The sequence below is a fragment of the Paenibacillus sp. FSL R10-2748 genome, from assembly GCF_038005565.1.
GTDB classification, from domain to species: domain Bacteria; phylum Bacillota; class Bacilli; order Paenibacillales; family Paenibacillaceae; genus Paenibacillus; species Paenibacillus polymyxa_B.
In genome coordinates this window covers 188,828-212,034 of the sequence record NZ_JBBOTK010000004.1, presented here as the reverse complement: position 1 = coordinate 212,034, position 23,207 = coordinate 188,828, and the positions used below count along the sequence as shown (strand labels likewise).

21 protein-coding genes and 1 pseudogene are annotated in these 23,207 nt (G+C 44.2%); 5 read left to right on the top strand and 17 right to left on the bottom strand.

All coding sequences use genetic code 11. The features are described 5' to 3' along the window. Nucleotides 1-42: 42 nt before the first annotated feature. The 4 genes from NSS66_RS14000 to NSS66_RS13985 form a co-directional block, all read right to left on the bottom strand. Nucleotides 43-198, bottom strand: a complete 156-nt coding sequence (locus NSS66_RS14000) for a stalk domain-containing protein (protein WP_071558401.1) — start codon at nucleotides 196-198, stop codon at nucleotides 43-45. Between the two features lie 88 nt (nucleotides 199-286). Beyond that, on the bottom strand, nucleotides 287-811 hold the full coding sequence (locus tag NSS66_RS13995) for a VOC family protein (RefSeq protein ID WP_069080742.1): 525 nt from the start codon (nucleotides 809-811) through the stop codon (nucleotides 287-289). 51 nt (nucleotides 812-862) lie between these two features. Further along, a complete protein-coding gene (locus tag NSS66_RS13990) occupies nucleotides 863-1,489 on the bottom strand; it encodes a type 1 glutamine amidotransferase family protein (RefSeq protein WP_340959149.1) in 627 nt (208 codons plus the stop codon). A gap of 113 nt (nucleotides 1,490-1,602) precedes the next feature. Continuing rightward, nucleotides 1,603-2,565, bottom strand: a complete 963-nt coding sequence (locus tag NSS66_RS13985) for a helix-turn-helix transcriptional regulator (protein WP_340959148.1) — start codon at nucleotides 2,563-2,565, stop codon at nucleotides 1,603-1,605. A gap of 382 nt (nucleotides 2,566-2,947) precedes the next feature. On the opposite strand from NSS66_RS13985, the gene NSS66_RS13980 reads away from it, so the two are divergent. Together NSS66_RS13980 and cdiI are read left to right on the top strand one after the other, a co-directional pair. Continuing rightward, nucleotides 2,948-6,277 carry a contractile injection system protein, VgrG/Pvc8 family gene (locus tag NSS66_RS13980; protein WP_340959147.1) on the top strand — a complete coding sequence of 1,110 codons (3,330 nt, stop codon included), beginning with the start codon at nucleotides 2,948-2,950 and terminating at the stop codon, nucleotides 6,275-6,277. 23 nt (nucleotides 6,278-6,300) lie between these two features. Beyond that, nucleotides 6,301-6,687, top strand: coding sequence for a ribonuclease toxin immunity protein CdiI (cdiI, locus tag NSS66_RS13975; RefSeq protein WP_076157516.1), 387 nt, complete (start codon nucleotides 6,301-6,303; stop codon nucleotides 6,685-6,687). Nucleotides 6,688-7,151: 464 nt separating this feature from the next. Here the strand turns inward: cdiI and NSS66_RS13970 are convergent, their stop codons facing one another. The 10 genes from NSS66_RS13970 to NSS66_RS13925 all read right to left on the bottom strand — a co-directional run bounded on the left by NSS66_RS13970 (nucleotide 7,152) and on the right by NSS66_RS13925 (nucleotide 18,211). After that, the gene (locus NSS66_RS13970) at nucleotides 7,152-8,033 is read right to left on the bottom strand and encodes a carbohydrate ABC transporter permease (protein ID WP_028542212.1); all 882 of its coding nucleotides are present in this window, start codon (nucleotides 8,031-8,033) and stop codon (nucleotides 7,152-7,154) included. A gap of 55 nt (nucleotides 8,034-8,088) precedes the next feature. Beyond that, nucleotides 8,089-8,970, bottom strand: coding sequence for a carbohydrate ABC transporter permease (locus tag NSS66_RS13965; protein ID WP_340959146.1), 882 nt, complete (start codon nucleotides 8,968-8,970; stop codon nucleotides 8,089-8,091). A gap of 26 nt (nucleotides 8,971-8,996) precedes the next feature. Next, nucleotides 8,997-10,340: an extracellular solute-binding protein gene (locus NSS66_RS13960; protein WP_264454688.1), complete on the bottom strand. Its 1,344-nt coding sequence runs from the start codon at nucleotides 10,338-10,340 to the stop codon at nucleotides 8,997-8,999. Nucleotides 10,341-10,477: 137 nt separating this feature from the next. Then, nucleotides 10,478-11,278: a response regulator gene (locus tag NSS66_RS13955; RefSeq protein WP_023989783.1), complete on the bottom strand. Its 801-nt coding sequence runs from the start codon at nucleotides 11,276-11,278 to the stop codon at nucleotides 10,478-10,480. Between the two features lie 2 nt (nucleotides 11,279-11,280). Then, entirely contained in the window at nucleotides 11,281-13,047 is a 1,767-nt protein-coding gene (locus NSS66_RS13950) for a cache domain-containing sensor histidine kinase (RefSeq protein ID WP_076264780.1), read from the bottom strand. 276 nt (nucleotides 13,048-13,323) lie between these two features. After that, complete coding sequence (locus NSS66_RS13945) at nucleotides 13,324-14,316, bottom strand: Gfo/Idh/MocA family protein (RefSeq protein ID WP_340959145.1); 993 nt, start codon at nucleotides 14,314-14,316, stop codon at nucleotides 13,324-13,326. Nucleotides 14,317-14,529: 213 nt separating this feature from the next. Then, on the bottom strand, nucleotides 14,530-14,973 hold the full coding sequence (locus NSS66_RS13940; RefSeq protein WP_264454687.1) for a HEAT repeat domain-containing protein: 444 nt from the start codon (nucleotides 14,971-14,973) through the stop codon (nucleotides 14,530-14,532). 224 nt (nucleotides 14,974-15,197) lie between these two features. After that, nucleotides 15,198-15,539: a cupin domain-containing protein gene (locus tag NSS66_RS13935; RefSeq protein ID WP_023989787.1), complete on the bottom strand. Its 342-nt coding sequence runs from the start codon at nucleotides 15,537-15,539 to the stop codon at nucleotides 15,198-15,200. 75 nt (nucleotides 15,540-15,614) lie between these two features. Then, the gene (locus NSS66_RS13930; protein ID WP_226887745.1) at nucleotides 15,615-16,859 is read right to left on the bottom strand and encodes a PTS ascorbate transporter subunit IIC; all 1,245 of its coding nucleotides are present in this window, start codon (nucleotides 16,857-16,859) and stop codon (nucleotides 15,615-15,617) included. A 329-nt stretch (nucleotides 16,860-17,188) separates the two neighbouring features. Beyond that, the gene (locus NSS66_RS13925; protein ID WP_340959144.1) at nucleotides 17,189-18,211 is read right to left on the bottom strand and encodes a substrate-binding domain-containing protein; all 1,023 of its coding nucleotides are present in this window, start codon (nucleotides 18,209-18,211) and stop codon (nucleotides 17,189-17,191) included. A 339-nt stretch (nucleotides 18,212-18,550) separates the two neighbouring features. Here NSS66_RS13925 and NSS66_RS13920 point away from each other — a divergent pair, with 339 nt between their 5' ends. Further along, nucleotides 18,551-19,744 carry a glycoside hydrolase family 5 protein gene (locus NSS66_RS13920; RefSeq protein WP_068942084.1) on the top strand — a complete coding sequence of 398 codons (1,194 nt, stop codon included), beginning with the start codon at nucleotides 18,551-18,553 and terminating at the stop codon, nucleotides 19,742-19,744. A gap of 281 nt (nucleotides 19,745-20,025) precedes the next feature. After that, the gene (locus NSS66_RS13915; RefSeq protein ID WP_023989791.1) at nucleotides 20,026-20,355 is read left to right on the top strand and encodes a hypothetical protein; all 330 of its coding nucleotides are present in this window, start codon (nucleotides 20,026-20,028) and stop codon (nucleotides 20,353-20,355) included. A 150-nt stretch (nucleotides 20,356-20,505) separates the two neighbouring features. On the opposite strand, the gene NSS66_RS13910 is transcribed toward NSS66_RS13915, so the two are convergent. Further along, nucleotides 20,506-21,087: an NAD(P)H-dependent oxidoreductase gene (locus NSS66_RS13910; RefSeq protein ID WP_025723258.1), complete on the bottom strand. Its 582-nt coding sequence runs from the start codon at nucleotides 21,085-21,087 to the stop codon at nucleotides 20,506-20,508. Between the two features lie 74 nt (nucleotides 21,088-21,161). Beyond that, nucleotides 21,162-21,746, bottom strand: a complete 585-nt coding sequence (locus NSS66_RS13905) for a TetR/AcrR family transcriptional regulator (protein ID WP_023989793.1) — start codon at nucleotides 21,744-21,746, stop codon at nucleotides 21,162-21,164. 276 nt (nucleotides 21,747-22,022) lie between these two features. On the opposite strand from NSS66_RS13905, the pseudogene NSS66_RS13900 reads away from it, so the two are divergent. Continuing rightward, nucleotides 22,023-22,100, top strand: a pseudogene (locus tag NSS66_RS13900) (transposase); the annotation flags it as partial. An 83-nt stretch (nucleotides 22,101-22,183) separates the two neighbouring features. Here the strand turns inward: NSS66_RS13900 and NSS66_RS13895 are convergent. Further along, nucleotides 22,184-22,816 (bottom strand): DUF4183 domain-containing protein, encoded by a 633-nt coding sequence (locus NSS66_RS13895; RefSeq protein ID WP_076264783.1) that lies wholly within the window; start codon nucleotides 22,814-22,816, stop codon nucleotides 22,184-22,186. Nucleotides 22,817-23,207: the final 391 nt, after the last annotated feature.

Below are 23,207 nucleotides of genomic sequence, written 5' to 3'. Positions count from 1 at the left end.
AAGGAGCAATTAGTTTGTTACCCATTCCCAAGCAATCAAGTATTATTTCTTAATGTCAACATGTAATGTTCCATTGATCTTAGTTGTATTTACTGTAGCCCCCAGAACTTCTGAAACAAATCTAAGAGGAACCATAACCCGATTTGGATATGGCGGCATAATGGGAGCACTCGGCATCATCTTTTCTTCATCGTTCATGTATGCAACTTTGTGCCACCAGAATTTCTATTACATCATTTTAGCAGATAGTCACTTTAACACTTTTCATCAAAAAAAGTTATTGCATTTATTCTCCACTAAAGCTTTTAGCCCATTCGGCAACCCTACGACTACTTTCTTCTTCTGACAAATCCTCGATTCTGGTCATAATAGACCATCTTACTCCGCAAGGATCCAATATACTTCCGAATCGATCACCTGAAACAAAGTTTGTAACTGGTTCCCTTACTTTCGCTCCTCTTGCTACCGCATTTTCAATGACCTGATCAGCATTCATGACGTAAATTCCGAAAGAATAACACGCATTCTCTTCATCTGGCGGCAAGACCAATTGATATGCCGGATTCGCTGCTCCCAGCTGCAAAAAACCATTTCCAAAATCTAATTCAGCATGAACAATTATTTTATTGCCATTCTCATCAGGATATTCAGTAATATCCTTAACCCTTGCATTGAAAACCGTTTTATAGAACTCTATTGCTTCCGAAGGATTCTTCACGGTAATAAAAGGGGTAATAGATGTAAAGCCGTTGGGCATCCCCTTCTTTGTATATTTACCTGACACTCCCATATATTCTCTGCTTTCAGTCATTTTGACTCCTCCTTTAAATGATCGTAATAGTTCAATTTTATGCTTATACCTTCATTGGATTGAATTCATCAACTCATAGTAATATTTGGATTCACGAGTTTTGTTAAGACTATACCAGGCTTCTAATGTTTTTGAAGAAAACACACTCAGAGCTTTTAAGACATGTACAGAAAACTCCAACGGAGCTGTTCCAGATGCAGTGATCAGTTTTCCATCCGTTACAGCAGACTCCACTTTGTAATAATTTTCGCCCGTGTAGTTGGGACAGATCATTTTAAGGTATTCCAGATCATTGCTTGTATGCCAACGTGAATTCAGCAATCCTGCCTGGGCAAGTCCCATGGTAGCACCACAAATCGCTGCAACCCATATCCCTTCCTCTAAACACCTCTCAGCTATTTTTAAGATGGGTTGGTGAATGGTTTCTGTCCATGTATCTCCACCGGGTAAAATCAATGTATCTGTGCTTTCAATTTTGCACTCATCCAGTTTGATATCTGGCAGGATTTTCAATCCGCCCATTGTAGTTACAGGGGTCTTTTCCATTCCCACGGTAACTATTTTGGATGGGACCAGCCCCTTTTTATAATATCTCCCCGAGTTCAGTTCGGCAGTTAAGTAACCGATCTCCCAATCTGCCATGGTGTCAAACACATAAAGATATACTGTATTATTCATTTGCAAATTCTCCTCATTTTATAATTCATCGAGTGATACCAATCATCCTTCGGTAATCAATGATTATCATCATTATAAAAAAGCTTCACTGACATCTGCTGTCAGTGAAGCTTTTAACGTTGATAATATTCCATTAACTCCGACGCAACAGCAACAAGTTTTCCCTTCAAACTCTGTGGTTCGATGACTTGAATGGATTTCCCATAGGGTAAGAGTAAATAAGGGACATATGTATGAAGTGATTTTTCCTCAAGCAAAAAGATGGCTTGATTGGATGTCCGCTCTTTCAGATGATGCCCCAAAAACCAATGCAGACATAAGTCATCCAATGCCTCTGACCTGCCTCCGATAGTTAAAGAAATTAAACTGTCCTTGCCCACTAAATCAGGTAATAGATTTTGCATAAAAAATTCACGGGCTGAAAAAGCTTCAGAACGCTTAAATATGATTGGAGTACGCTTGATTTGTAGAATTCGATCTGCCCGAAAGCAACGGATCTCATTTCTTAGGTGACAAAATGCAACAGTATACCATTTATTGTTCCAGTAGACCATTCCATAGGGGTCTATCACCCTATTCTTGGGTTGTTCTTCATGGCTTGTGCGATAATCCATTTCTACAGAGAATTCGTTGGCTACAGCCTGCTCTAATTCCGCCAATACCGGCTGAAGAGAAGGGTCTCCCATGCGGTTAATAACTTCAAATCCGGCTAAATGACGGCTAAGTATACTTTCCTGCTCTTGATTCGAATACATTTTCAATTTTGATGTCGCATTGTCTAATGCCTCACTCAAAGGGTATCCAGCTTCTTTTGCAAAAATAGCAGCATGAAGTAGTGCTTTTTTTTCTTCAATATCAAATAGTAAAGGTGCTCTGATAAAATTATTCAGCAGGCTATACCCGCCATTATGCCCCGCGTCAGATATTATAGGCACTCCACTGGCACATAGTGCATCAATATAACGATAAACTGTCCTTATATTTATTTCTAACTTTTCGGATATTTGTTTTGCAGTCATTTTCACACCCGAATTCAGCATCCATAGAATGGCCAGCATATTATCGTTTTTTGGCATAACATGAACCCTCATCTTTCATTTAAGCTCAATCTTATATATATCTTTTTATACTCCCTCTTACCACCTATTATATACTTTTTTCCACCTTATACTTCCCTCTCATATCTTCTAATTCCAGATTTACACATAGTAAATACCACTTCCAATGGTTCATTCTGTAAACTAAATCTCTCTTTTAACCGATAAATACATATGCTGGGTTGTTTATTAAATATCACCTCTTATTTCTTAATATCAAACAATCCCCTTAATACATTACATATCTATCTTGACTCACAGTTTGTACTCATCTGCGGCTTCTATAATTCAGAAGCGAATTCAAGATGACGTGCTTTACTTGGAAATACCCATCGCATCTAGAAAGGAGTCATGAACTCACTTGAGCGTTTTATCAGATGGGATCGGATATGAAAGCCTACGCTTTTATGGTCCCTTTCAGCCATTACACATCGAACAACTTCAAATAACACGTGCCATTAATGATCATGCCTTTTTACATATCAGTGGCATGCTCTCCGAAGAACAAGGAGCTGTATGCATCGGACAGGATATGGAGCAAGAGCCCATTGTGATCCGTCAGTTGAATGATCAGGGACAATCGCTGAGAAGGCTGTTCCATGGGATTGTTACGCATATGTCCGTACACTGCGTGCGAGGCGTGTATACGTTTGAACTGGAGGCCTCTTCCCATTCGTACCAAATGGATATTAAGCGTAAAAGGCGCTCCTATCAAGATATTCACCGCACCTATGATGATCTGGTCACTGCGCTGATTCGAAAATATCAGTACGGAGATGCCATTGATACAGTAAGCAACTATGCCAAACTGGAGACTTTTGTTTTACAATATGAGGAGACAGATTGGGCGTTTTTAAAACGTCTCGCTTCTCGCTTTGGCTCCGTACTTGTGCCAGAGGTAACCGCAGCCTCGCCCAAGGTTTTCTTCGGGATGCCCGAAGGCAAGCAGCATAAGGTGGAGCGAGATGTATTTTATCGAGTACGAAAAACGTTTCATGAACTGGATACGGAAAAGCCAGGCGAACGTGCTGGCTCGTATATCACCTATATGATCGAAAGCCTGCAATACTATGCGCTGGGCGACCTCATCACGTTACCCATTGGACAAGGTAAAGAACTGGTCGTGGTTCGAGCCGTGACCACATTAACGGATGGCTTACTGCGTACTCGCTATGATCTTCAAGCCGAACAGGATATCCGATATGCCCGTTATGAAAACGATCAGGCTACCGGGATTTCGTTGACAGGAACGGTACTGAAGGTACAGCAGGATTTTGTACAACTTCAACTGGACATCGACCCGAAACAAGATCCTGCCAAAGCCTACTCGTTTCCCGTAGCCACCCGTTATGTCGCGGAAGAACACAGTGGCTGGTACGATATGCCTGAGATTGGGGAACAGGTGGAGTTGTATCTGCCTACCCACCGCGAACAAGATGCCTATGTAACGGATTCACTGCGACAACAACGCCACACAAATGGACAGTCGAATGTGAAGGTATGGCAACATGTACAAGGTAGCGGCGTAGAAATGTCTGAGCATGAACTAACTCTATCCACCTCCGGTGAATTTTCCATTACACTGCATGAAGGTAACGGCATTACGATCGACAGTCCGGGGAATGTGCAGATTCAGGGTGGTCACGTGAAGCTCGATGCAGGCGAGGAACTTTCGCTCGAAGCTGGAACGGCGCTGTATCTAAAAGGCGGAGCCAGCAGCATGGTACTGGATGGTGAGACGGATACCAAAGCTCCGGTGATATATCAGGAAGGTACGGTGAAAGCTCCTGTTTTCGTGGCCGACCTCCCTCCTGTGCCTGAGCCACCATTGATGAGCATCAAAGCATACGAGGCGGCGCAAGCTCCATCGACAGCTAAGACATCATCAAGCAGCACTCCTACCGCCAAAGTAACAAGTCCGGCTGCACTTCAACAGGCCAACTCTTTGTTGGGTACGGTATCCAAGCTATTAGGCTCCATTCCAGTGATGGGAAAAGTGGCTGGTGTTGTTGCGGGAGCGCTAAGTGGACCTGCGGCGGGTGTGATTCTGAAAGCAACCGCAGTGATCCCTGTTCGGAGCAAAGGAACCCCTACGATTGGAGGCGGTAAGGGGAACGGCATTCATCCGTTGAAACACTTGGCTGGTTTAGCAGTGCAAGGGTTGATTACTCAATACGAGCATGAGCAAGCGAGACATGCCTACTATAGCAAATGGATTCTAGGAAAAGTGTATACAAGCGCACGTCATATAGCCCATTCCGGTGGCCCATTAGAGCTGATTCAAAACTTGCTGTCAGCATCAAAAACTATGGTTCATGCCTATCAACAGGTACCTAAAAGTGTTAAAGATAGAATGCTGAGGGAATATAAAGAACAAGAAAAAGCTAGAACTGAAGCTGCCCTTAAAGCAAAAAAAGAAGCTGCGCCACCAGAGCTGACAGAAGAAGACTACGAAAGAATCTGGCAGGATTATCTTAGGGCAGCATATACCGAAGACTTTACACCCAAACTTAAACCGGGGAGTTATCGAGGAGAAGATGGTCTTGTACGTACTCGTGACGGTAAACCGGATCGCCAATACTATAGTGAATGGAAACATAATTATCCCGGCGATTTCTTCATGCTAACTAGGAAGCAAGGAGTATCTGAAGAAGAGAAGAAATGGATGTTCTATGCTATTATCACAGAAAACCCTCTTATGTTTGGTGGTCGAGGGGGGATAGACCATACTAAAGAATTAAAGGGGATACTTTCAAAACTGGGTAGAGGAAAAGGGTTCTTTAATATTTCTTCTGGAGTAAGTGCAAAAGTAAGAGTCCAGGAATTATTAGCGAGACAACAAATAGAAGCTAGAGAAAACATAGCTAACCCAAAAAATAACCAAACTCTTGAAACCAAAGGCTACAAACCACAACCAAATGAAAGGTTAACAACGAAAAACCAATATAAACAACAGGATCAACAGGCAAGGAAAACGCTACGAGAGACTGCCTCCAAGGCAACTAGAGAAGAAAATAGTAAAATTCAAAAGAAGGTCATATATAATGTAGCTAAGAGTACAAATACAAGAAAATCCTCAAATATAAAAGAATATTTAAAAAAGGAAAAAGAAATTGTTAAATCGCAGGACACTAAGGAGACGTCACAAGCTCCTAATGCTAGAGTCAATTATAAATCAGGTTATGATGATCATTTAATTGAAGTGAAAGGGTTTAAAGCAAAACCAACTATAGGAATAAAAGGTGGCCACAACCTTGAAAACTTTGAGCGGTATATTTTAGACAACTTTGGCGATCAAGTTAAGAATATTAATCAAGCTGCGATAAAAACGCCACATCCAGATATTCCGGGAATTTATGAGGTTAAATACAAACTCCCTGTTTATGACGGAATGAGCTTAGCTAATGGTGGAAAAGGAAACTTTACTGGTCAGTGGAAAGAGTATAAGAATCCAAAAACTGTATACGATCCGAAACTACTCTCTGATGAACAGATGCTTAAGTTGGGGAGAGAGGCAATGGAAGAGGGAATTCAAAATAATAAAATAAAAATAGACACACGACCAAATGCTGTTTCTGATGAAATTGTTGGATATGCTGAAGTTGACGGTAAAAAACTGGAATTTATAGGTTACAGGGATAAAGCTACTGGAGAAATAACAAACTTTTTTCCTGTGATTCCGAAAAATTAATTAATAGATAGGGAATGAATAAGATGGATGATGAAATATATTATGTAGAAGATGTTCAGGAAAAAATTAAGAATATGGAGGCATACTACGGTACTTTAGGGGACGGTTATTTTTTAGAAGCTCTAAATGAATTTACAAAGGGTAAAGGATTTGGTATTGGTTATACTAGCTGCTATTTTGCTACTGAATGCACTCCAAATGATGAAGAGTACTTTGGAGATAGTGGAGTAAATTTCACAACAACTCCGCCAGTAACTAGTGTAGAAGTGTATGCAATTGTGGATTATGAGATGTTTTTTGAGTATTTAGTTAAGGTAGCTCAGGAGTATCTTTCAAGACATTCCCAGAATGTCGCTAAAGTTGAAAGTTGTTTAGCTCAAATCAAGGAGAAGTTAAATTTATACGCTTAAAACAATAGGATGTTTACACACCCAACAACAAGATCGCACAATACAACAAACCAAACACTAAAAACTTAACACAAACTTGATAGCCTTTTTAAAAGCACAGTCCCACTTGAGATACGAGTAGGAATGTGCCTTTTTATGCTAAAAATAAGCAGTCAATTAGCAGAATAAGTCCCAATTCCTATATAAATAATACAGCTTTGCTATCCCCCTATCAGAGTTACCAACCACATCATAATCTCTGATGGATTCACAATTGGTCGGCATCATAAATATCAACATGTTTGCTCATCATTTATTTTCTGAAAAAGCTTAAATTTCTGGATTTTCTATTTTGATTTATGTATTTCCCATCGACTCAAACTAGACTCGCATAAAAAAGCACCTCCTAGCATTCATCGGACAAACCAAGAGGTTTGTTCCAATGTCTACACTAGGGGGCACTCTTCTAATCTGGGGAATTTGTTTTATCCCTTAACCGACCCGGCCGCGATCCCTTCCACAATTCGGTCACTCATGATGAGAAACACGAGCAAAATGGGCAAAATGCTGATCATCAACGTAGCTCCGATAGCTCCCCAGTCGGTCGTATATTGTCCAATAAAGTTTTGGACGCCTACAGTCAGTGTTTTGTTTTCGTCCGAGCTGATGAACGTATTGACGAAAATAAACTCATTCCAGTTATAGATCATGTTAATAATAGATGTCGTTGCCATGACGGGGGTTGTCATGGGCAGTATGATCCGAAAGAACATCCGGTTGACGGAGCAGCCGTCCATAACGGCCGCTTCTTCCACTTCACGGGGCAAAGCGTAATAGAAGCCCAGCAAGATCATCATCGTTGTCGGTAGATTAAAAGCAACATACGACAGGATGATGGAGAGTGAAGTGTCTGTTAAATGCAGTTTGAGAAACATACTGAACAGCGGGATCAAGGTGGAATGGACTGGAATCATCAGTCCGACCATAAAGAGTCCGAGAACCAACTGACTTCCTTTCCACCGCATACGCGTAATGGCAAACGTTACAAAGCTGGCTAGCAGCACCGTCAGCGCCACGGATATGACCGTAATCCACACACTATTGAAGAAATACCGCCCGATATTGCCGCTGGTCCACACATTCATATAGTTCTCCCAATGCGGCTGGGACGGGAGTGCAAACGGCGGAAGGTTAAACACTTCCTGATTATTTTTAAGCGAGAACAGCATCAGCCACACCAGCGGTAAAAGCTGCGTCACCGCCAAGATGATTAAAATGATATACAAAGCGGCATAACCGACCCGAGTTAACATTTTGCCGCGGCTAGCGACTCCAAGCGGATAGTTGGCGGCTGCCTGGGTTTTCATATCCGTTCCTCCCTCTTCCTGTCCTTTGTTACCCTCATCTGTTTGCAAGACTGGATTATGAATACTGGATGGTTTCACTTGTGGCCGTAACCTTACGGATCAGCCACGTAGCGATCAGACAGATGAGCAGCAGGGCAAAGGCTGTAGCGCTGCCGTATCCAAAATCAAAGCTGCGGAATGCCTGGTGGTACATGTAAGAGGCCATCACTTCACTGGCTCCATTCGGTCCACCGTCCGTCATGACGTAGATAAGATCAAAATATTTGAGCGAACCGACAATGGACAATATGATCGTAACGTTAATCACCTCGCGCAGCAGGGGCAATTTGATACGAGTCGCAATCTGCCAGGCACTGGCCCCGTCGATCCGGGCAGCCTCCATCAGCGTTTCAGGAATGTTTTTCAGCCCGGCATAATAGATCAGGATATAAAAGCCTGCATATTGCCAAATAATCGGAATGAACAAGGCAAACAGCACCAAGGACGGATTAGCTAACCATTCAGGCGGATTATGGACTCCGACCGACGCCAGTATGGAATTGAACACTCCGTTCGTTGGATGATACATTTTGAGCCACAGCTGTGCGATCGCTACAGATGACAACAGCATGGGAATCAGATAAATTTTCCGCAGCAGATTCGCTCCCTTGATTTTTCCTGACAAAATCATCGCAATGACCAGATAACCGATCAGACTGATGCCTGAAAACAAGGCCAACAGCAGCGAATGCCAGGCACTTTGCCAGAATGCACTGTCTGTGAGCAAATGTTGATAATTGTCCAGTCCCACAAAAGTCATAGAGCCGATTCCATTCCACTGATTCAGGCCGTAATAGCCGGTCAGTACGATGGGTACATATATTACGGCGAATAACAGCAGCAGAGAAGGCAATACATATAGAGCAATGACAAGCTTATTGGACATGACCTTTTCCACGTTCGGGCCTCCTTAGGTGTTCAATTTCAATTTCCTTTCTCGATGGCAGCCTTATGCTGCTCGGCAAATTGTTGCGGTGTCACCGCTTTACCAAACAACGCCTGAATCATGTTCAAATGCACCTGCGCTGCATTCGGCTTCATCTGTACATCAGCGAACAAGGTAATACTGCTGGCTTGATTCAGTCCGTTCAGCAAATCGACATACAGCTTGGGCAATTTTTCTTTGGAGGTGTCCACTTTCGTCGCCGGAATTACGCCCGCCTGTGTGACCGATTGTTCTCCCCATTTGACTACGAAGTATTCAACGAACGCTTTGGCCTCTTCTTTTACCTTGGAATTTTCCGAAACGAACAAGCCTACTCCCGGACCTCCTACCCAACTGTTCTCGTTCCCCTTGCCGCCTGCAACCATCGGAAATTTAAAGAAGCCAATTTGATCTTTAAATGCTTGCGGGATTGCGGGATTGGTCGTAAAATTCGGCAATTCCCAAGTAGCCATTAAATACATAGCCGCTTTGTCGTTCATAAACTCGGATTTTCCCTCATCATTGGACAAGCCGTTAAATCCTTTGTTAAAGGCATTCATATCCACAAGCGTCTGGACTTCGGAGGCCGCCTGAATTAAACCAGGGTCATCGAACGATCCTGAGCCGTCAATCGCTTTTTTCAGCGTTTCGTTACCTGCTATACGGTCCGCCAGATACATGTACCAGAGTGAGCCGGTCCAGCGGTCTTTATTGCCCAATGCAATCGGTGCAACTCCATGATCCGTAAGTGTTTTCACAACCTGCTTAAACTCGTCAAATGTCGCAGGTACCTTCAAGTTGTATTTTTGGAATATGGCTTTGTTGTAATAAATAGGTGTTATGTTCAATTCAATCGGAAGCGCATACGTTTTGCCATTAAGCGCATAAGCTTCGGTCGTTCCTGGTACAAATTTGTCCTTCAGCTTGGAACCATTCAACAGGTCATCCATCGGTGTAAATAATCCACCTTTAACGTATGGCTCCATAAAGCCCGCTGCCCAGGTGATTCCGATATCCGGCAATTCATTGGAAGCTGACAGCACTTTGAGTTTGTTTTTATATTGTTCATTTTCCAGCACTTCCTGCTGAATGACGACATTCGGATGATCCTTTTGGTATTGATCTATAATCTGAGTCACAAGCTTGCTCTGCTGTGCCGAGCTTCCCTCTGGCCACAGGTGCATCATTTTGAGTGTAACCTTTCCCCCTTCTCCACTGGAACCGCCTTGACCATCCTTACCAGCACCGCAACCGGATAGCACCAGCATGAATGACAGCAGCAGGGTCAACCCAGCAAACCATTTTTGATGTGAGCGCTTACGTAAACCATACTTGTTGGACATCGTTAGACCTCCGTTTGTTGTATTTATATTTTTTTGTAACCGTTATCATTTGTAAGTTTAGCACTCCATTCCTGCTTCCAACAGGGTACGCTCATTGGGTATAATTCCACTTTTATTGGGTTTGATCTGCCTATACGTCAGTCGATATTCTCCGGCCCTGTACGCATCTGCTGCCTGTAGCGGCTGGGACTTACCCCCTCGGTCGCTTTGAATACTTTAATAAAATATTTATCTGTTCGGTAGCCTGATCGCTCGCCGATTTGGGCAATCGTTAACTGGGTATGCAACAGCAACTCCTTAGCCCGTTGGATCCGTAGCCGATGCAGATATTCGCTGAAGGACAAACCACTTTGCTCCTTGAATAAAACACTAAAATAGCTGGCATTCAGGTGTGAATGCGCGGCAGTCTGCGCCATCGTAATGGATTCGTGAAGATGCTCCGCCATATAGGTGAAGGCACGTCGTACCGGATCACTAAGAGTAGTTGCCTGGAGATCAAGCTCTAGCAGAACAGGGTCAGCCAGCTTGTCCAGCTTCTCGTACCGCTGCCGCTCCTCTTCCAGCCGAAGCGCTTCATTGACCGCATTCAACAGCTCCTGCTTATCAATCGGTTTGAGCAAATAATTGACGGCTCCCAGACGAAGAGCCTGCTGGACATAATCAAACTCCGCATAACCCGAGATGACAATGATCGCTGGTCGTCGTGAATCCCGTTCCAGAGAGCGGATTAAATCCAGCCCACTGAATTCCGGCAACCGGACATCCGTAATCAACAGATGAACTGTCTCCGCTCGCAGTATATTTAATGCTTCCAAACCATTATCGAATGTCACAATCCGGTATTTCCCGGCGGCCCATTGCTCCAATGTCTGGTGAATCCCCTGACGTGTTCGCTGTTCATCGTCTACAATGACAATGGTTTTGGATGAAACACTCATTCCTACCGCCCTCCATATTCATCAGGAATTTCAAAAGTGACCACAGTTCCTTCCTGCTCAGCACTATGTATCAGCACACCGTCCGTTGGATAAGATGCGCTGTCATAATAAAGAGCAAGCCTGCGCTGCACATTCACTAGTCCCATACCAGTTCCCTTGCTCTGGCAGGCTGCTCCCCCCATCAACGCTGTACGCACAGCTGCAAGTTCTTCCAGTGTCATTCCAGGTCCGTTATCTATGACCGCGATCTTGGTCCAACCCGATCTGGTCGAAGGAGTGACACTGATTTCAACGCGGCCGTTGCCGATGCGATTTTCGACACCATGCAAAATGGCATTCTCTAGAATAGGCTGGATCAACAGTTTAGGAAGCGGAATTCTGGCTGCCTCCGAAGGCATATGAATTTGCCAACTCAGACGTTCACCCAGACGCATCTCCATCAGTTCCAGATAACGACGGATTTGCGCCATTTCTTCCCCGAGTGTCACCCAAGAGTCATGGTGAGCCGGTTCGATAACATAACGAAACAGCCGCGACATGGACACCATCAGCCCGGCAAGCTCCTCCTCTCCCTTCTCCTGTAGCGACCAGTTGAAAGCATCTAGCGTATTAAAAAGAAAATGCGGATTGATCTGCGCCTGCAGAGCTTTAAGCTCGGTTTGGCTTTGTAAAACCTCTTTCTCGCAAATAACACGGATCAATTCATTGATATCGACAATCATTGTGTTGTACTCTGCGTTCAATTCTCGCAGCTCGACCGCTGCTGCCGGTTCTGGATTCAGGGCCAATGCCCCTTCCCGTGAACGACGCATCGCCTGAATCAAGTGACCTATCGGTCTGGTAATCAACGTAGACAACATAAAGGACATGAACAGGAATAGCACGGCACCAAGAGACGCAGAAATGATAAGTGTAGTCCGTAAAACCGTAATTCCGTCTGTGACGACACTAACCGGAATCAGGATCAGCAGCGACCAGCCCGTCCGCTCCGACTGCTGAACTGCCTTCACATATTCCCGCTCCCCAATATGAACCGTCTGTGTCTTGCTATGCAGTACACCTGACAAATCCGTCTGGTTCATTGGTTCACCCGACAGCAGCTGGCCTTGTCGATCTACAAGCAGCATAGTTTCATCCGCTTCTTCATTGACCGCTGTCGCACCATTCAGCCCAAAATAACTTCGCTCCATACGGGTAATCAAGTACCCTCCACGTGAGAACCAGCGATCCACCAGGCTCACCTGCCGAATTGCCAGCAGTGACCGGGAGTCTTCGGGATCAATGCCGATCCAGACCAGTCTTCCTTTCATCTGATTCGCTTCCCGGATGTCTGCCTGTCCAATACGTTCCTCCAGACTGCCCTCTCTAATCGGAAACAACATCTTTCCTTCGGCGGTATACAGCTCCAGTGAGCCGACACTCGGCATATATGCCTGATAGCTATGCATCACTTGCAGTAGTGATTGACGCTGTCCGAAATTCACCTTGACCCCGTTGCGCTCCTCCAGCAGAATATGCTGAACAGACGGGTGATTCGCGACCTGCTCCGTCAAGCTATCCATCTGGCCGATTAATGCATCCAGCCTACCGCTTGCTTGTACCGCAGTCTGACCAATATGCCGCTCGGCACTGTCTTTTAACAGGTGAGACACATTGAGATAAATGAACGCCCCCGCCACACTCATCATAATGAGCATCACCAGTATAAATCCGATAAAAATCTGATTACGTAATGTGTTTAATGGCTGAAACCTTGACCTTGAACGCATAAGCCTTCTCCCCCTGAACCATCGCAGAAAAATGGGTGATGATAACGCTTTCCTTTTCCTATTCTATCGCATCGTTCGTCTTTGTTGGCATATTTTCAGCAGAGATTAATCAAAATGGGCAGGAATGCTATGAAATAGAAAGGTCGTAGGGTAAACGAAAAAATGACTCCCGACAAATGCAGGAGCCATCTACTGACCAGTTACACCGAAGCTTCTTTCAAATCATCCAAACTAAGGTACCGTCCAGGCCCGAAGCTTGTATATGAAATGGGTATCCTATTGGAGCGCAGCCAAAATGCGGTCGCACAGCTCCATCGTTTTCACGTTATCCCGTCCACTTGAATCAGGCATCCGTCCTTCTTGGCAGCAGTTCATGAAATGTGCGATTTCACCAACAAAACCGCGCAAGTACAAATCACGGTATCCACCCGACATCGCGGAGGCTGACGGTGTCAGAACCGTATCGTTTTCCGCAAGGGATTTCCAAGGAAGCTCTGTATGACTCTCCGACTTGTGAATGATCAGTGTATTCACTTCATCCGCGTTCGCAAAACCGTGATCAAAGGTTACCGTGAACCCTTCACTCTCGCGTGTCCATGCTGTCATACCTGCGAAGTATAGGCTACCCACTACACCATTTTCAAATTTCAGGGCAATCGTATGGGAAATACACTCGCCGTTATCGTTCGCAAATCCGGTAACCTGCGCCACTTCTCCGAACAAATAACGTACCAGATCGACCATATGAACCGCCGCTAGCTTCATGAAATCTTCGCCGGTTTTACAAAACAGGGTACTGTCCACGAGGAATTTCGCCTGAAACGAGCGTGCGGCTCCAAGCGAGCCACCCTCAATCAATTCTTTTAATTTTATGTATACAGGCGCGTAGCGCTTCATGAAACCGACCATCAGCACGACACCCGCTGCTTCTGCCGCATCTGCAATTTGGGCCGCCTCCTCGGCATTCCAGCCCAGTGGCTTGTCTACAAAAACATGTTTTCCAGCCTTAATGCAGTCCAGTACGAGCGAAGGATGATCTGCCGCTTGTGCAATCACGACAACTCCATCACAGTCTTCCTGCTCCAGCATAGCCTTGTAATTGTCATAAGGTGTGCCACTGCTTCCAAACCGCTGGAGTGCCGTCTTCGATCTGCTTAGATCTCTAGTCGCAATCGCCTGAATTTCAGCACCTGCCCCAATAACAGCAGGATATATATTCGTTGAAGCGTGAAAGCCAGCCCCGATAAAACACAGCTTCGCCTTGCTCATGTTAGTCCCTCCCATGTACACACTAAAATAATCCGATCCCATCGTACCATATTGCCGAAGTATATATACAGTGGCATAAAGATAAAGGACATGATTCTTAAGGAGAACAAGATAAAAAAACCTTAACAAAGATAATCCCTTATCCTTGTTAAGGCTCTGTCTGTATCACCAGCAACAATCCTTAAAAATACATTCAATTACAGGGTTCAGACATTACCTTGTAGATAACGAAGCCCATTTTCGCTCCAGCCACTGATCAAATTCAGCACCCTTGTCACCTTCATAGATGTCATAAATATCGACTCTCATCTTGTGCAGCTTCTCGCGAAAATCGTTATAGGTATGGTCGGCTGGTAAGCTTTTTTTAATCCGCACCAGAATCTTCGTCAGGCCCTTAACAAGCTCACCCTCTTTGCGCACAGGCGGCTGTACATTCTCGCCCCATTCCTGAAGTCTGCGGTAAGCGGCTTCCTGAACGGCATATACCGTATCATTATTCAAACGGTGTGTCAGCAAGTCAATCGTCTGCTGGTTCTTCCATGCACCCAGATCATTTACCGCGGCTAGGCGTGTTTTCCAATCGGAGGTTCGGTTTGCAGCTACTTTAAGCTGCTCATATACATCTGCAAATTCTTGCTGAGTTTCGTTGTTTTCCAAAATCATCTCATCCTTTTCTAAAAATCACTATATTACTGTTCATCACGATTGCCGTTTGTTAAATATAACATACTTGCAGGTCTTCTTCTAAAAAAAGATAAAAAGAAATGTATCGGACATAACATGGTCAGAAGGCATTCATTCGCCTCTGTTGTCTGCCGCTGAAAGGCATCGTAAATTCCTCCAGATATCGGGGTAGATAAACCGTATTTTGAAAGGGGAATTTACAGAAAATCTGCACGTGCTGGTGTAAATGCATCTAGCAGAATACCGCCATCCTCCAGTGGGATACAGCCATGAAGAGTATCGGATGGAAAATGGATGCTGTCTCCTTCTTTGACAGTCTGCACTTCCTTTGTTTCGCCATTATCGATCATGAACTTAAAGCTTCCCTTTATTACATAAGTGACTTGTTCATGGACATGCTTATGCAACAGGATCTCCCCTGTTTGGGCTTTAGCAAACATCACTTTGACATACATAAGCTGGTCACTGTGGGCCAGCACTTTCCGGGTGGTATTACTGTCAACGATATCAATTTGAATATCTTGATCGTTAAAAAACATGGATAATTCCTCCTCTTTTTAAGGCACAAATGATTTAGATAAGTTATTTTGGAAAAACTCATAAATCGATTTAGTTTAAAACCAGCGAAAAATAAGCCAAAGTACTCCAGAAAGAGTAGTAAAGTCGGGATCGGCGAACGTTACCCCTTCGGCACCCAAAAAAGAAAAGAGCGGCAAGGTGAGAGCCGGCAGCAGACAGAGCAAGAATCCATTAAGACAACTGGAAATAACAGCTCCTCTGAAACCACCGCTGGAATTGCCGAATATCGCGGCTGCACCACCAGCGAGGAAGCAGGCCATGATCCCTGGCACAATGACAGGCAATCCGATAAACGGGAAAAGAAAGACGCAGGCAACGCCTGTGAAGAAGCTGACCAAGAAGCCTACCAACGCGGAATTGGGTGATTTGTCGAACAGTACCAGAACATCCACACCAGGGATTGCTCCAGGTGCAAACACTTGGGAGAAACCTTTGAAAGCGGGTACAATTTCAGTTGTGAACAGCTTAACACCTGCTTTTGCGATATACAAGCCGGCAGCAAAAATAGCTGACTGTTCGAGGATGAAGACGATATATTCTTTGCCATCCGATAATTTGCTGACATAATCAGAACCAGCAACCAGTCCAGATACCAGTAAAAGCACAAGCATCGTCAAGGTCGTTGCAACATTGGGGTCGCGCAAAAAACTGATGCGGTCATTAATTTTTACATTTTCGGTGTCATTTTCACGGTTGCCAAAAACTTTCCCTAAATAGGTACCTAGAATGTAAGAGGTCATGGAAGCATGAGCAATCGTATATTCATCCGATTTAATAATGTTTTTGCTGGCATTCCGGAGTAGGTAAGGAAACACCGCCATATAGCTCCCAATTACCAAAGAACCGACGATAATCGTAGTTAGCGAACTGAGACCCAGACCTTTCATAACGGCTGTAGCGGCAAAGCTCATAAACAAAATCAAGTGAAGAGACAAATAAATGTACTTGAACTTGGTCAGGCGTGCAAGCACGATGTTAAGGATCATGGAAAAGAGCAGAATGAGTGCAGCATCCGCCCCGATCTGATCAATGGTCAGTGCCATAATGGCTTCATTGCTTGGTACGACACCTTTAAGGTTGAAGGCATAAGAAAAAATTTGGCTGAAGTTAGTGAGAACGCCACCTAAAATTCCGCCGCCGACCTTGATCATGGTGAAGCCCATAAAAGAAAGGGTAGTTCCCGTAATGATCTCTGATACTTTCTTCCTCTGGAATATAAGGCCGAGTAATGTCACAATCGCGATAATGATGGATGGCTCCCTGATAATGCTCATAAACATTTCCATAGTGATCTCCGACTTTCTTTTATTTATTTTCCATTCTTACTAAATCGATTTAGTAATACTCGAAAAAAATTTCCCTCTCGGGAATGTAAAAAGAAGTAGAATCATTTTTTTGTGAATTAAATCACAACTTATTCCATACATTATTCGTTTAAGTTTCCATTCCTCCCCTCTCTTCAATCGCAATCATCACTAAAATCAGGACATACATAAATGAAAGGGTATTCATGACTCGAATCATAAGATCATTATAGCTCTTTATTTTCTTTTTACAATAGAATTTATAAAAACGTTTTCAAAAAGATGAAAAGGACTTATTCAATCATTCAGTTCAGTTTTTGGACAGATTCTCTGTGGTTAATGACCGGATTCATTCGGATGATTTCTGACAGATCCTCATGATCCTGTTCTTTTTGATCAATTTTCTCCAGCAGTAGCCTGGCACTTCTTTTCCCCATTTCAAAACTCGGCTGGGAAACGGTTGTGATCGGCGGATTATAAAAAGATGCAAAGGATACATCATCTATGCCAATCAAGGAAAAATCATTAGGTATGGTCAGATGATTATTTTTTGCATAAATCAGCACCTGCTCCAAAATCATGTCATTCGTAGCAATGATTGCGGTGGGCGGATGCTCCATATGGAATAGTTGTCCAATCAGATTAGGCATTTCATCCAACCTGCCGCTTTTGATATAGTTTTCATTCACTGATATGTCATGTTTGCCCAACGTATTTCGATAACCTGACAGCCGCTCACTTCGTGTGGTGATCGCTTTTTTGCCTAAGGGGAACGTGATAATCCCAATGTTGTTATGACCATGCTCAATGAGTGCTTCAACCGCAAGCTCGCTGGCCTTTTCATTATTCAACAGCACTGTGTCTACACTGATTTCATCGATTTTTCGGTCCACAAACACGAAAGGATAGCCATTCTTGGCAAGGGAAACATATAATTTCTTGTTCTCTTCCGTCGGGAAAATGATAAGTCCATCCACTTGCCGAGCAATCATCGACTGGACATACTTTTTCTCTTTGAGCGAATCATCATCGGTATTGCAGACAATGACCTGGACATTTTCCAGTTGGCATTCATCTTCAATTGCACGCACGACTTCTGTTGTAAATCTCGATAAAATGGTTGAAGAAATAACCCCCACAATGAAGGTCTTCTTCTGCTTGAGACTACGTGCCACCTCATTAGGTATATAACTGAGATCCTCAATCGCTTGCTCGATCTTCTTCTTAGTGTTTTCACTCATATAGTTGTATCTCTTTTGCAGAAACTGCGAAACTGTACTCTTCGACACCCCGGCACGTTCTGCAACTTCCTTCATCGTTGTTACCATAATTACCCTCCTTTCTTTTTCTGCATGTCAGGCGTATTAATTTTCAAATATATATATTCTGCAACCTGTATGTAAAGTGAATTTCACTTTATTATATACCTTCTTTTACAGCAGGAAAATATAATAAATGAGGAGTTAGAGCGTGCCCTCCACCTCATATATAACCGCCCCCACAAATGCTGGACACTTAGCTTAACCATCCGTTGTTACGAATCTATTGAATTCGAACGAAATCTTAGAAATATACGAATTTTATGAACTTGTTTGATGGAAGATTTGAACATAAAATGAGAATGTAATCGGTTACAATTTCTTTTAAATAAAGGAGGAAGCAGAATTATGAAGAAAAAAGGACTGAAAAAAACATTTTTCATCATTACCTCCCTCGTAATGGGCTTCACACTGTATGGCTATACTCCCGCTTCAGTAGATGCAGCCAGTGTGAAAGGATATTATCACACCCAAGGAAACAAGATTGTAGACGAATCCGGGAAAGAAGCGGCATTTAACGGCCTGAACTGGTTCGGTCTGGAAACTCCTAATTACACCTTGCATGGACTGTGGAGCCGCTCAATGGACGACATGCTGGATCAGGTGAAGAAAGAAGGCTACAATCTGATTCGTCTGCCTTACAGCAATCAGTTATTCGATTCCAGTTCCCGTCCAGACAGTATTGATTATCACAAAAACCCTGACCTGGTCGGATTAACTCCGATTCAAATTATGGACAAGCTGATCGAAAAAGCTGGACAACGCGGTATTCAGATTATCCTTGACCGTCACCGTCCAAGCTCAGGTGGGCAATCCGAGCTGTGGTACACATCCCAGTACCCTGAGTCTCGCTGGATTAGCGACTGGAAAATGTTGGCTGATCGTTATAAAAACAACCCTACCGTCATTGGTGCGGATTTACACAATGAGCCACACGGTCAAGCAAGCTGGGGCACAGGCAATGCCTCCACAGACTGGCGTCTGGCGGCACAACGTGCAGGGAATGCGATTCTGTCCGTGAATCCGAATTGGCTGATTCTCGTAGAAGGTGTAGACCACAATGTACAAGGCAACAATAGCCAATACTGGTGGGGTGGCAACCTCACAGGTGTAGCCAACTATCCTGTCGTTCTGGACGTACCGAACCGTGTCGTATATTCTCCTCATGATTACGGCCCTGGTGTGTCTTCGCAGCCATGGTTCAACGACCCGGCCTTCCCGTCCAACCTGCCAGCGATCTGGGATCAAACCTGGGGCTACATCAGCAAGCAAAACATAGCTCCGGTGCTGGTCGGTGAATTCGGCGGTCGTAATGTTGATTTGTCTACTACTGAGGGGAAATGGCAAAATGCACTCGTAGACTATATTGGTGCCAACAACCTGTACTTTACGTACTGGTCCCTGAATCCGAATAGCGGCGACACAGGCGGTCTGCTGCTGGACGACTGGGTTACCTGGAATCGTCCGAAGCAGGATATGCTGAGCCGGATTATGAAGCCTGTTGTTTTCGTAGCAGAACAAGCGAAAGCAACCGCCGAATAGGCACAGGGCTTCACTTCACTTATTGAAAAAGCCGATTTTCCTCCTTCAGGCCAGATTATGCTGGGCTATGAAGATGTGGAGAAACGGCTTTTTTTTGTGATACCTGCAAACCTCCAGGATTACACTCCACGTGTGTACATGTTTTCCTCCCCTTCTTGACGCCTTCTATCCAGTTTTATACATTGTAAATTTCCCATCGAATGGGTCATTTTGTAAACTAAATCTCTCTTTTAACCGATAAATACATATGTTGGATTTGAACTCAGGAAGGAAGATTTCATGTGATTGTTTGGAAGGGTTTTGGTATTTTAAACATCGTTGTTCCAGGGATTTTATTTGTTATAGTCGGGAGTTTAGTATCCGCTCTAGGGCTTGACTCCATAGATTCCCGGCTACCGATGGCTTTTGTGTTCATTGTGTCGGGGGTTATTATCTGGTACTTGGGAAAAGCGCTTAACGCCGACTCGGACAAAGTGCTAGTTGATATGGAAACGGGGCAACGCTATCGAATGGGAACCCAGCACAGTCTGTTTTTTATCCCTATGCATTATTGGGGCCCTGCCGGTCTAGCGATCGGATTTATTTTAATCGTTGCATCGATATTTATATAACGTTGATTTCAAAACATGAGCTATCCCGAACACCACAATGCGAGTCAGTTGCTCCCATTGTGGTCTTTTTCCTTTTCGCAGGTCAATTATGATCAGATACCACCATGATTTACCTGTAGGCCAATGAATTTGGGGCAGGCAGGTGAAAACCTAGCTCATATTTCGCCCCAGCTGCTCCACCTTGCTCAGCCAATCGTTGCGCTGCTGATCCGATAATTTATTCATGAGATCAATCGCAGTAGAATGCACCGGTTTGACACCACATAGATGCAGCGTGGAATCCTTCATCATCCGATGTCCAGGCTGTCCCTGGAAAAATCGGTAGTACCAATGCGGACCGTCCATCGTTGTAATGAGGCGGGCCGTTCTTCCTTTTAGAAGCTTGTCAGGCAGGGGTTTTCCTTTTTGATACTTAAACGCAAATCCCGGCATAAAGGTACGGTCAATGAATCCTTTCATTAATGCAGGCAAGCTGCCCCACCAGATCGGAAAGACAAAAACGAGATGTTCTGCCCATTTAATCGACTCCTGTGCTTGGATCAAATCAGGTTCCAGCGGTAATTTATTACGATATCCACCTAGTAGATTTGGATTAAAGTCCAACGCGGATAGCTGCAACAAACGAACCTCCGCCCCTGCAGCCTTCGCTCCTTTTACATAGGATTGAGCCAGCGCTTCCCCATAACTGCCAGCGACCGGATTCCCTTGAATCACCAATATTTTTTTAGACATATAAACCACTTCCTACCTTCATATTATGATTTTAGTTAGAAGACACTAACTTTATATTTAAAAAGAAAAGGTCACTACTGACCTTTACTTAATAAAGCAGTTAAACGTTGTTTGACCTCTGCTGCAAATGGAACCAACTGCTGTGGAAGTTCACCTTCCAGGCTGGAGACGGACAAGCGTGTAATGGCTCCAATGATGAGCACACCGGATAGCAGAGCATCCTGCTTCGGCAGTTCACCTTGTTGAATCCCCTGTTCGATGAATTCAGTCAACGCCTCCAGCGGCTGACGCACATTCTGGCTCTGGCTTGCTTCAACATACAGCTCATGATGTTGTGATAGTAGAAGCAAACCATACTGGTCCTCATCATGCATATCCAGCACTTCATCCACCAGTTGATGGAAACGACTAACGAAGTTCCCACTCTGCTTGCGATAGAAGTCAATTAATGTGGTGTAGCTATTACAATACTGCCCGAATACTTCCAAGGCCATCGCATCTTTACTCTTAAAATGCTTATAAATCGCGGCATCCGTCACACCAGCAGCCTCTCCAATTTCTTTGACTGAAATCCCGTCAATTCCTTTGGTTGCAAATAAGCACATTGCTGCCTGCAGAATATCTTTCTTTTTGCTGTCTACATGTGTTTTCTTATTCATAAGCTTATAGTAAGTGATAACTAACTAAAATGCAAATTATATTTATGCAGGCTCATTCTGTCTTCATACTTTCATTTGAAATATATTGAATTAAACCTAAAAACCATGTTTTATAAGCGATTAATCATAAATACCCTAAATAATACGTGCATCATCCCATTTTATTCATATAAAAAAGATATGTAACCGAATAAAACGGGCGCTAGGATAGGTGGGACTAATTATGCTTGAGGTGCATGCAGTCACCCAGCAGGGAAAAGACTCAGGCAGTCTTGGATATGGAGCGACGAGTACATTTCCCCGCTGCAAAAAGTCGTACAAGCCATCCATGACCAAGGCCCCAAAGCCGATCTTCAGCTTTGGCGTGTCGGGCGCAAAGGCTCGTTGCCCCAAGAAACAGCTGTATCTGCCTCTGGGTTGCCTCACCGCAAACAGTATCATCCACTGGATCGCACACTAAATTGGACAATTTCCACAATAATAGGTGTGCCGGAGAGAATTGCCTCTCCTTCGTTAAGGCGAATCGTCAGCGATAAAGGTGTCAGGCTGTACAATGTGCTTTCTTGTATCATTCCATTAATGTATAGATTGGCATAGCTGTTGCTTCCGACATTAAAACGCTGAAAGGCCTCATGTACACCATCTACAGAAAATTGATCCGCCATAATCGTGATTGAAGATTCAATTGTAGCAGGTGCAAGATAAAAATACCGCTCAGCCGTAGGAACAATTTCAATATTTGAAATGTCAGCTGCCGGGCCGGTTGGCCCTGTTATACCTCGGGCTCCAGTAGGACCAGCTATGCCCTGCGCTCCAGTAGGGCCGGGTACTCCTGTTGCACCTGGACTTCCTTGGACTCCAGCCGGACCTGGCACTCCTGGCACTCCTGGCGCTCCCCGCGTTCCTGCTGGACCCTGTATTCCTGGTATTCCTTGGACTCCCGGTGTTCCCGCAGTTCCCGATATACCTTGGGCTCCTGCTAAACCTGGAATACCTTGTACCCCTGTCAAACCGGGAATGCCTTGTGCTCCTGCCGAACCCGGTGCAGCTCGCTTTCCCGTCTGGCTCATGCTCCTCCTCCGCTTGCTAGGAGTATTTCTGCACCTCCGTTGCATGATTAGCTTTGGATGCTTTTTGGCATGGAACCCCGTTTTTGTTCTACCTTTGAATGAATAACTTGTTTTACACTTTTTACGTTTGTTGATCTTGTAATGTACGGTCCTCTTTCCTAGCCTCCTTAGTGATGAATCGCGTCTCCTCATACCAGCCGTATACACCTCCTTCTCACATGCTTATTTATGTAGTGTATGCACATCCCCCTTTAGGGTTTTAGGCATTTGTAACCTTCAGATTCCAAGTATTCGCTTCCATCTATATTTGTAGCAAAATAGGGCCTTCTCCATTTACCCTATTATTAATAGAAAGGTTAATATGCCGTTTCCGAATAGGTTGAACAATCAT

Coding starts and splice junctions, on each gene's coding strand:
- NSS66_RS14000 (WP_071558401.1), bottom strand. CDS start 198: ATGAACGATGAAGAAAAGATGATGCCGAGTGCTCCCATTATGCCGCCA.
- NSS66_RS13995 (WP_069080742.1), bottom strand. CDS start 811: ATGACTGAAAGCAGAGAATATATGGGAGTGTCAGGTAAATATACAAAG.
- NSS66_RS13990 (WP_340959149.1), bottom strand. CDS start 1,489: ATGAATAATACAGTATATCTTTATGTGTTTGACACCATGGCAGATTGG.
- NSS66_RS13985 (WP_340959148.1), bottom strand. CDS start 2,565: ATGCCAAAAAACGATAATATGCTGGCCATTCTATGGATGCTGAATTCG.
- cdiI (WP_076157516.1), top strand. CDS start 6,301: ATGGATGATGAAATATATTATGTAGAAGATGTTCAGGAAAAAATTAAG.
- NSS66_RS13970 (WP_028542212.1), bottom strand. CDS start 8,033: ATGAAAACCCAGGCAGCCGCCAACTATCCGCTTGGAGTCGCTAGCCGC.
- NSS66_RS13960 (WP_264454688.1), bottom strand. CDS start 10,340: ATGTCCAACAAGTATGGTTTACGTAAGCGCTCACATCAAAAATGGTTT.
- NSS66_RS13955 (WP_023989783.1), bottom strand. CDS start 11,278: ATGAGTGTTTCATCCAAAACCATTGTCATTGTAGACGATGAACAGCGA.
- NSS66_RS13950 (WP_076264780.1), bottom strand. CDS start 13,047: ATGCGTTCAAGGTCAAGGTTTCAGCCATTAAACACATTACGTAATCAG.
- NSS66_RS13945 (WP_340959145.1), bottom strand. CDS start 14,316: ATGAGCAAGGCGAAGCTGTGTTTTATCGGGGCTGGCTTTCACGCTTCA.
- NSS66_RS13935 (WP_023989787.1), bottom strand. CDS start 15,539: ATGTTTTTTAACGATCAAGATATTCAAATTGATATCGTTGACAGTAAT.
- NSS66_RS13930 (WP_226887745.1), bottom strand. CDS start 16,859: ATGTTTATGAGCATTATCAGGGAGCCATCCATCATTATCGCGATTGTG.
- NSS66_RS13925 (WP_340959144.1), bottom strand. CDS start 18,211: ATGGTAACAACGATGAAGGAAGTTGCAGAACGTGCCGGGGTGTCGAAG.
- NSS66_RS13920 (WP_068942084.1), top strand. CDS start 18,551: ATGAAGAAAAAAGGACTGAAAAAAACATTTTTCATCATTACCTCCCTC.
- NSS66_RS13910 (WP_025723258.1), bottom strand. CDS start 21,087: ATGTCTAAAAAAATATTGGTGATTCAAGGGAATCCGGTCGCTGGCAGT.
- NSS66_RS13905 (WP_023989793.1), bottom strand. CDS start 21,746: ATGAATAAGAAAACACATGTAGACAGCAAAAAGAAAGATATTCTGCAG.
- NSS66_RS13895 (WP_076264783.1), bottom strand. CDS start 22,816: ATGAGCCAGACGGGAAAGCGAGCTGCACCGGGTTCGGCAGGAGCACAA.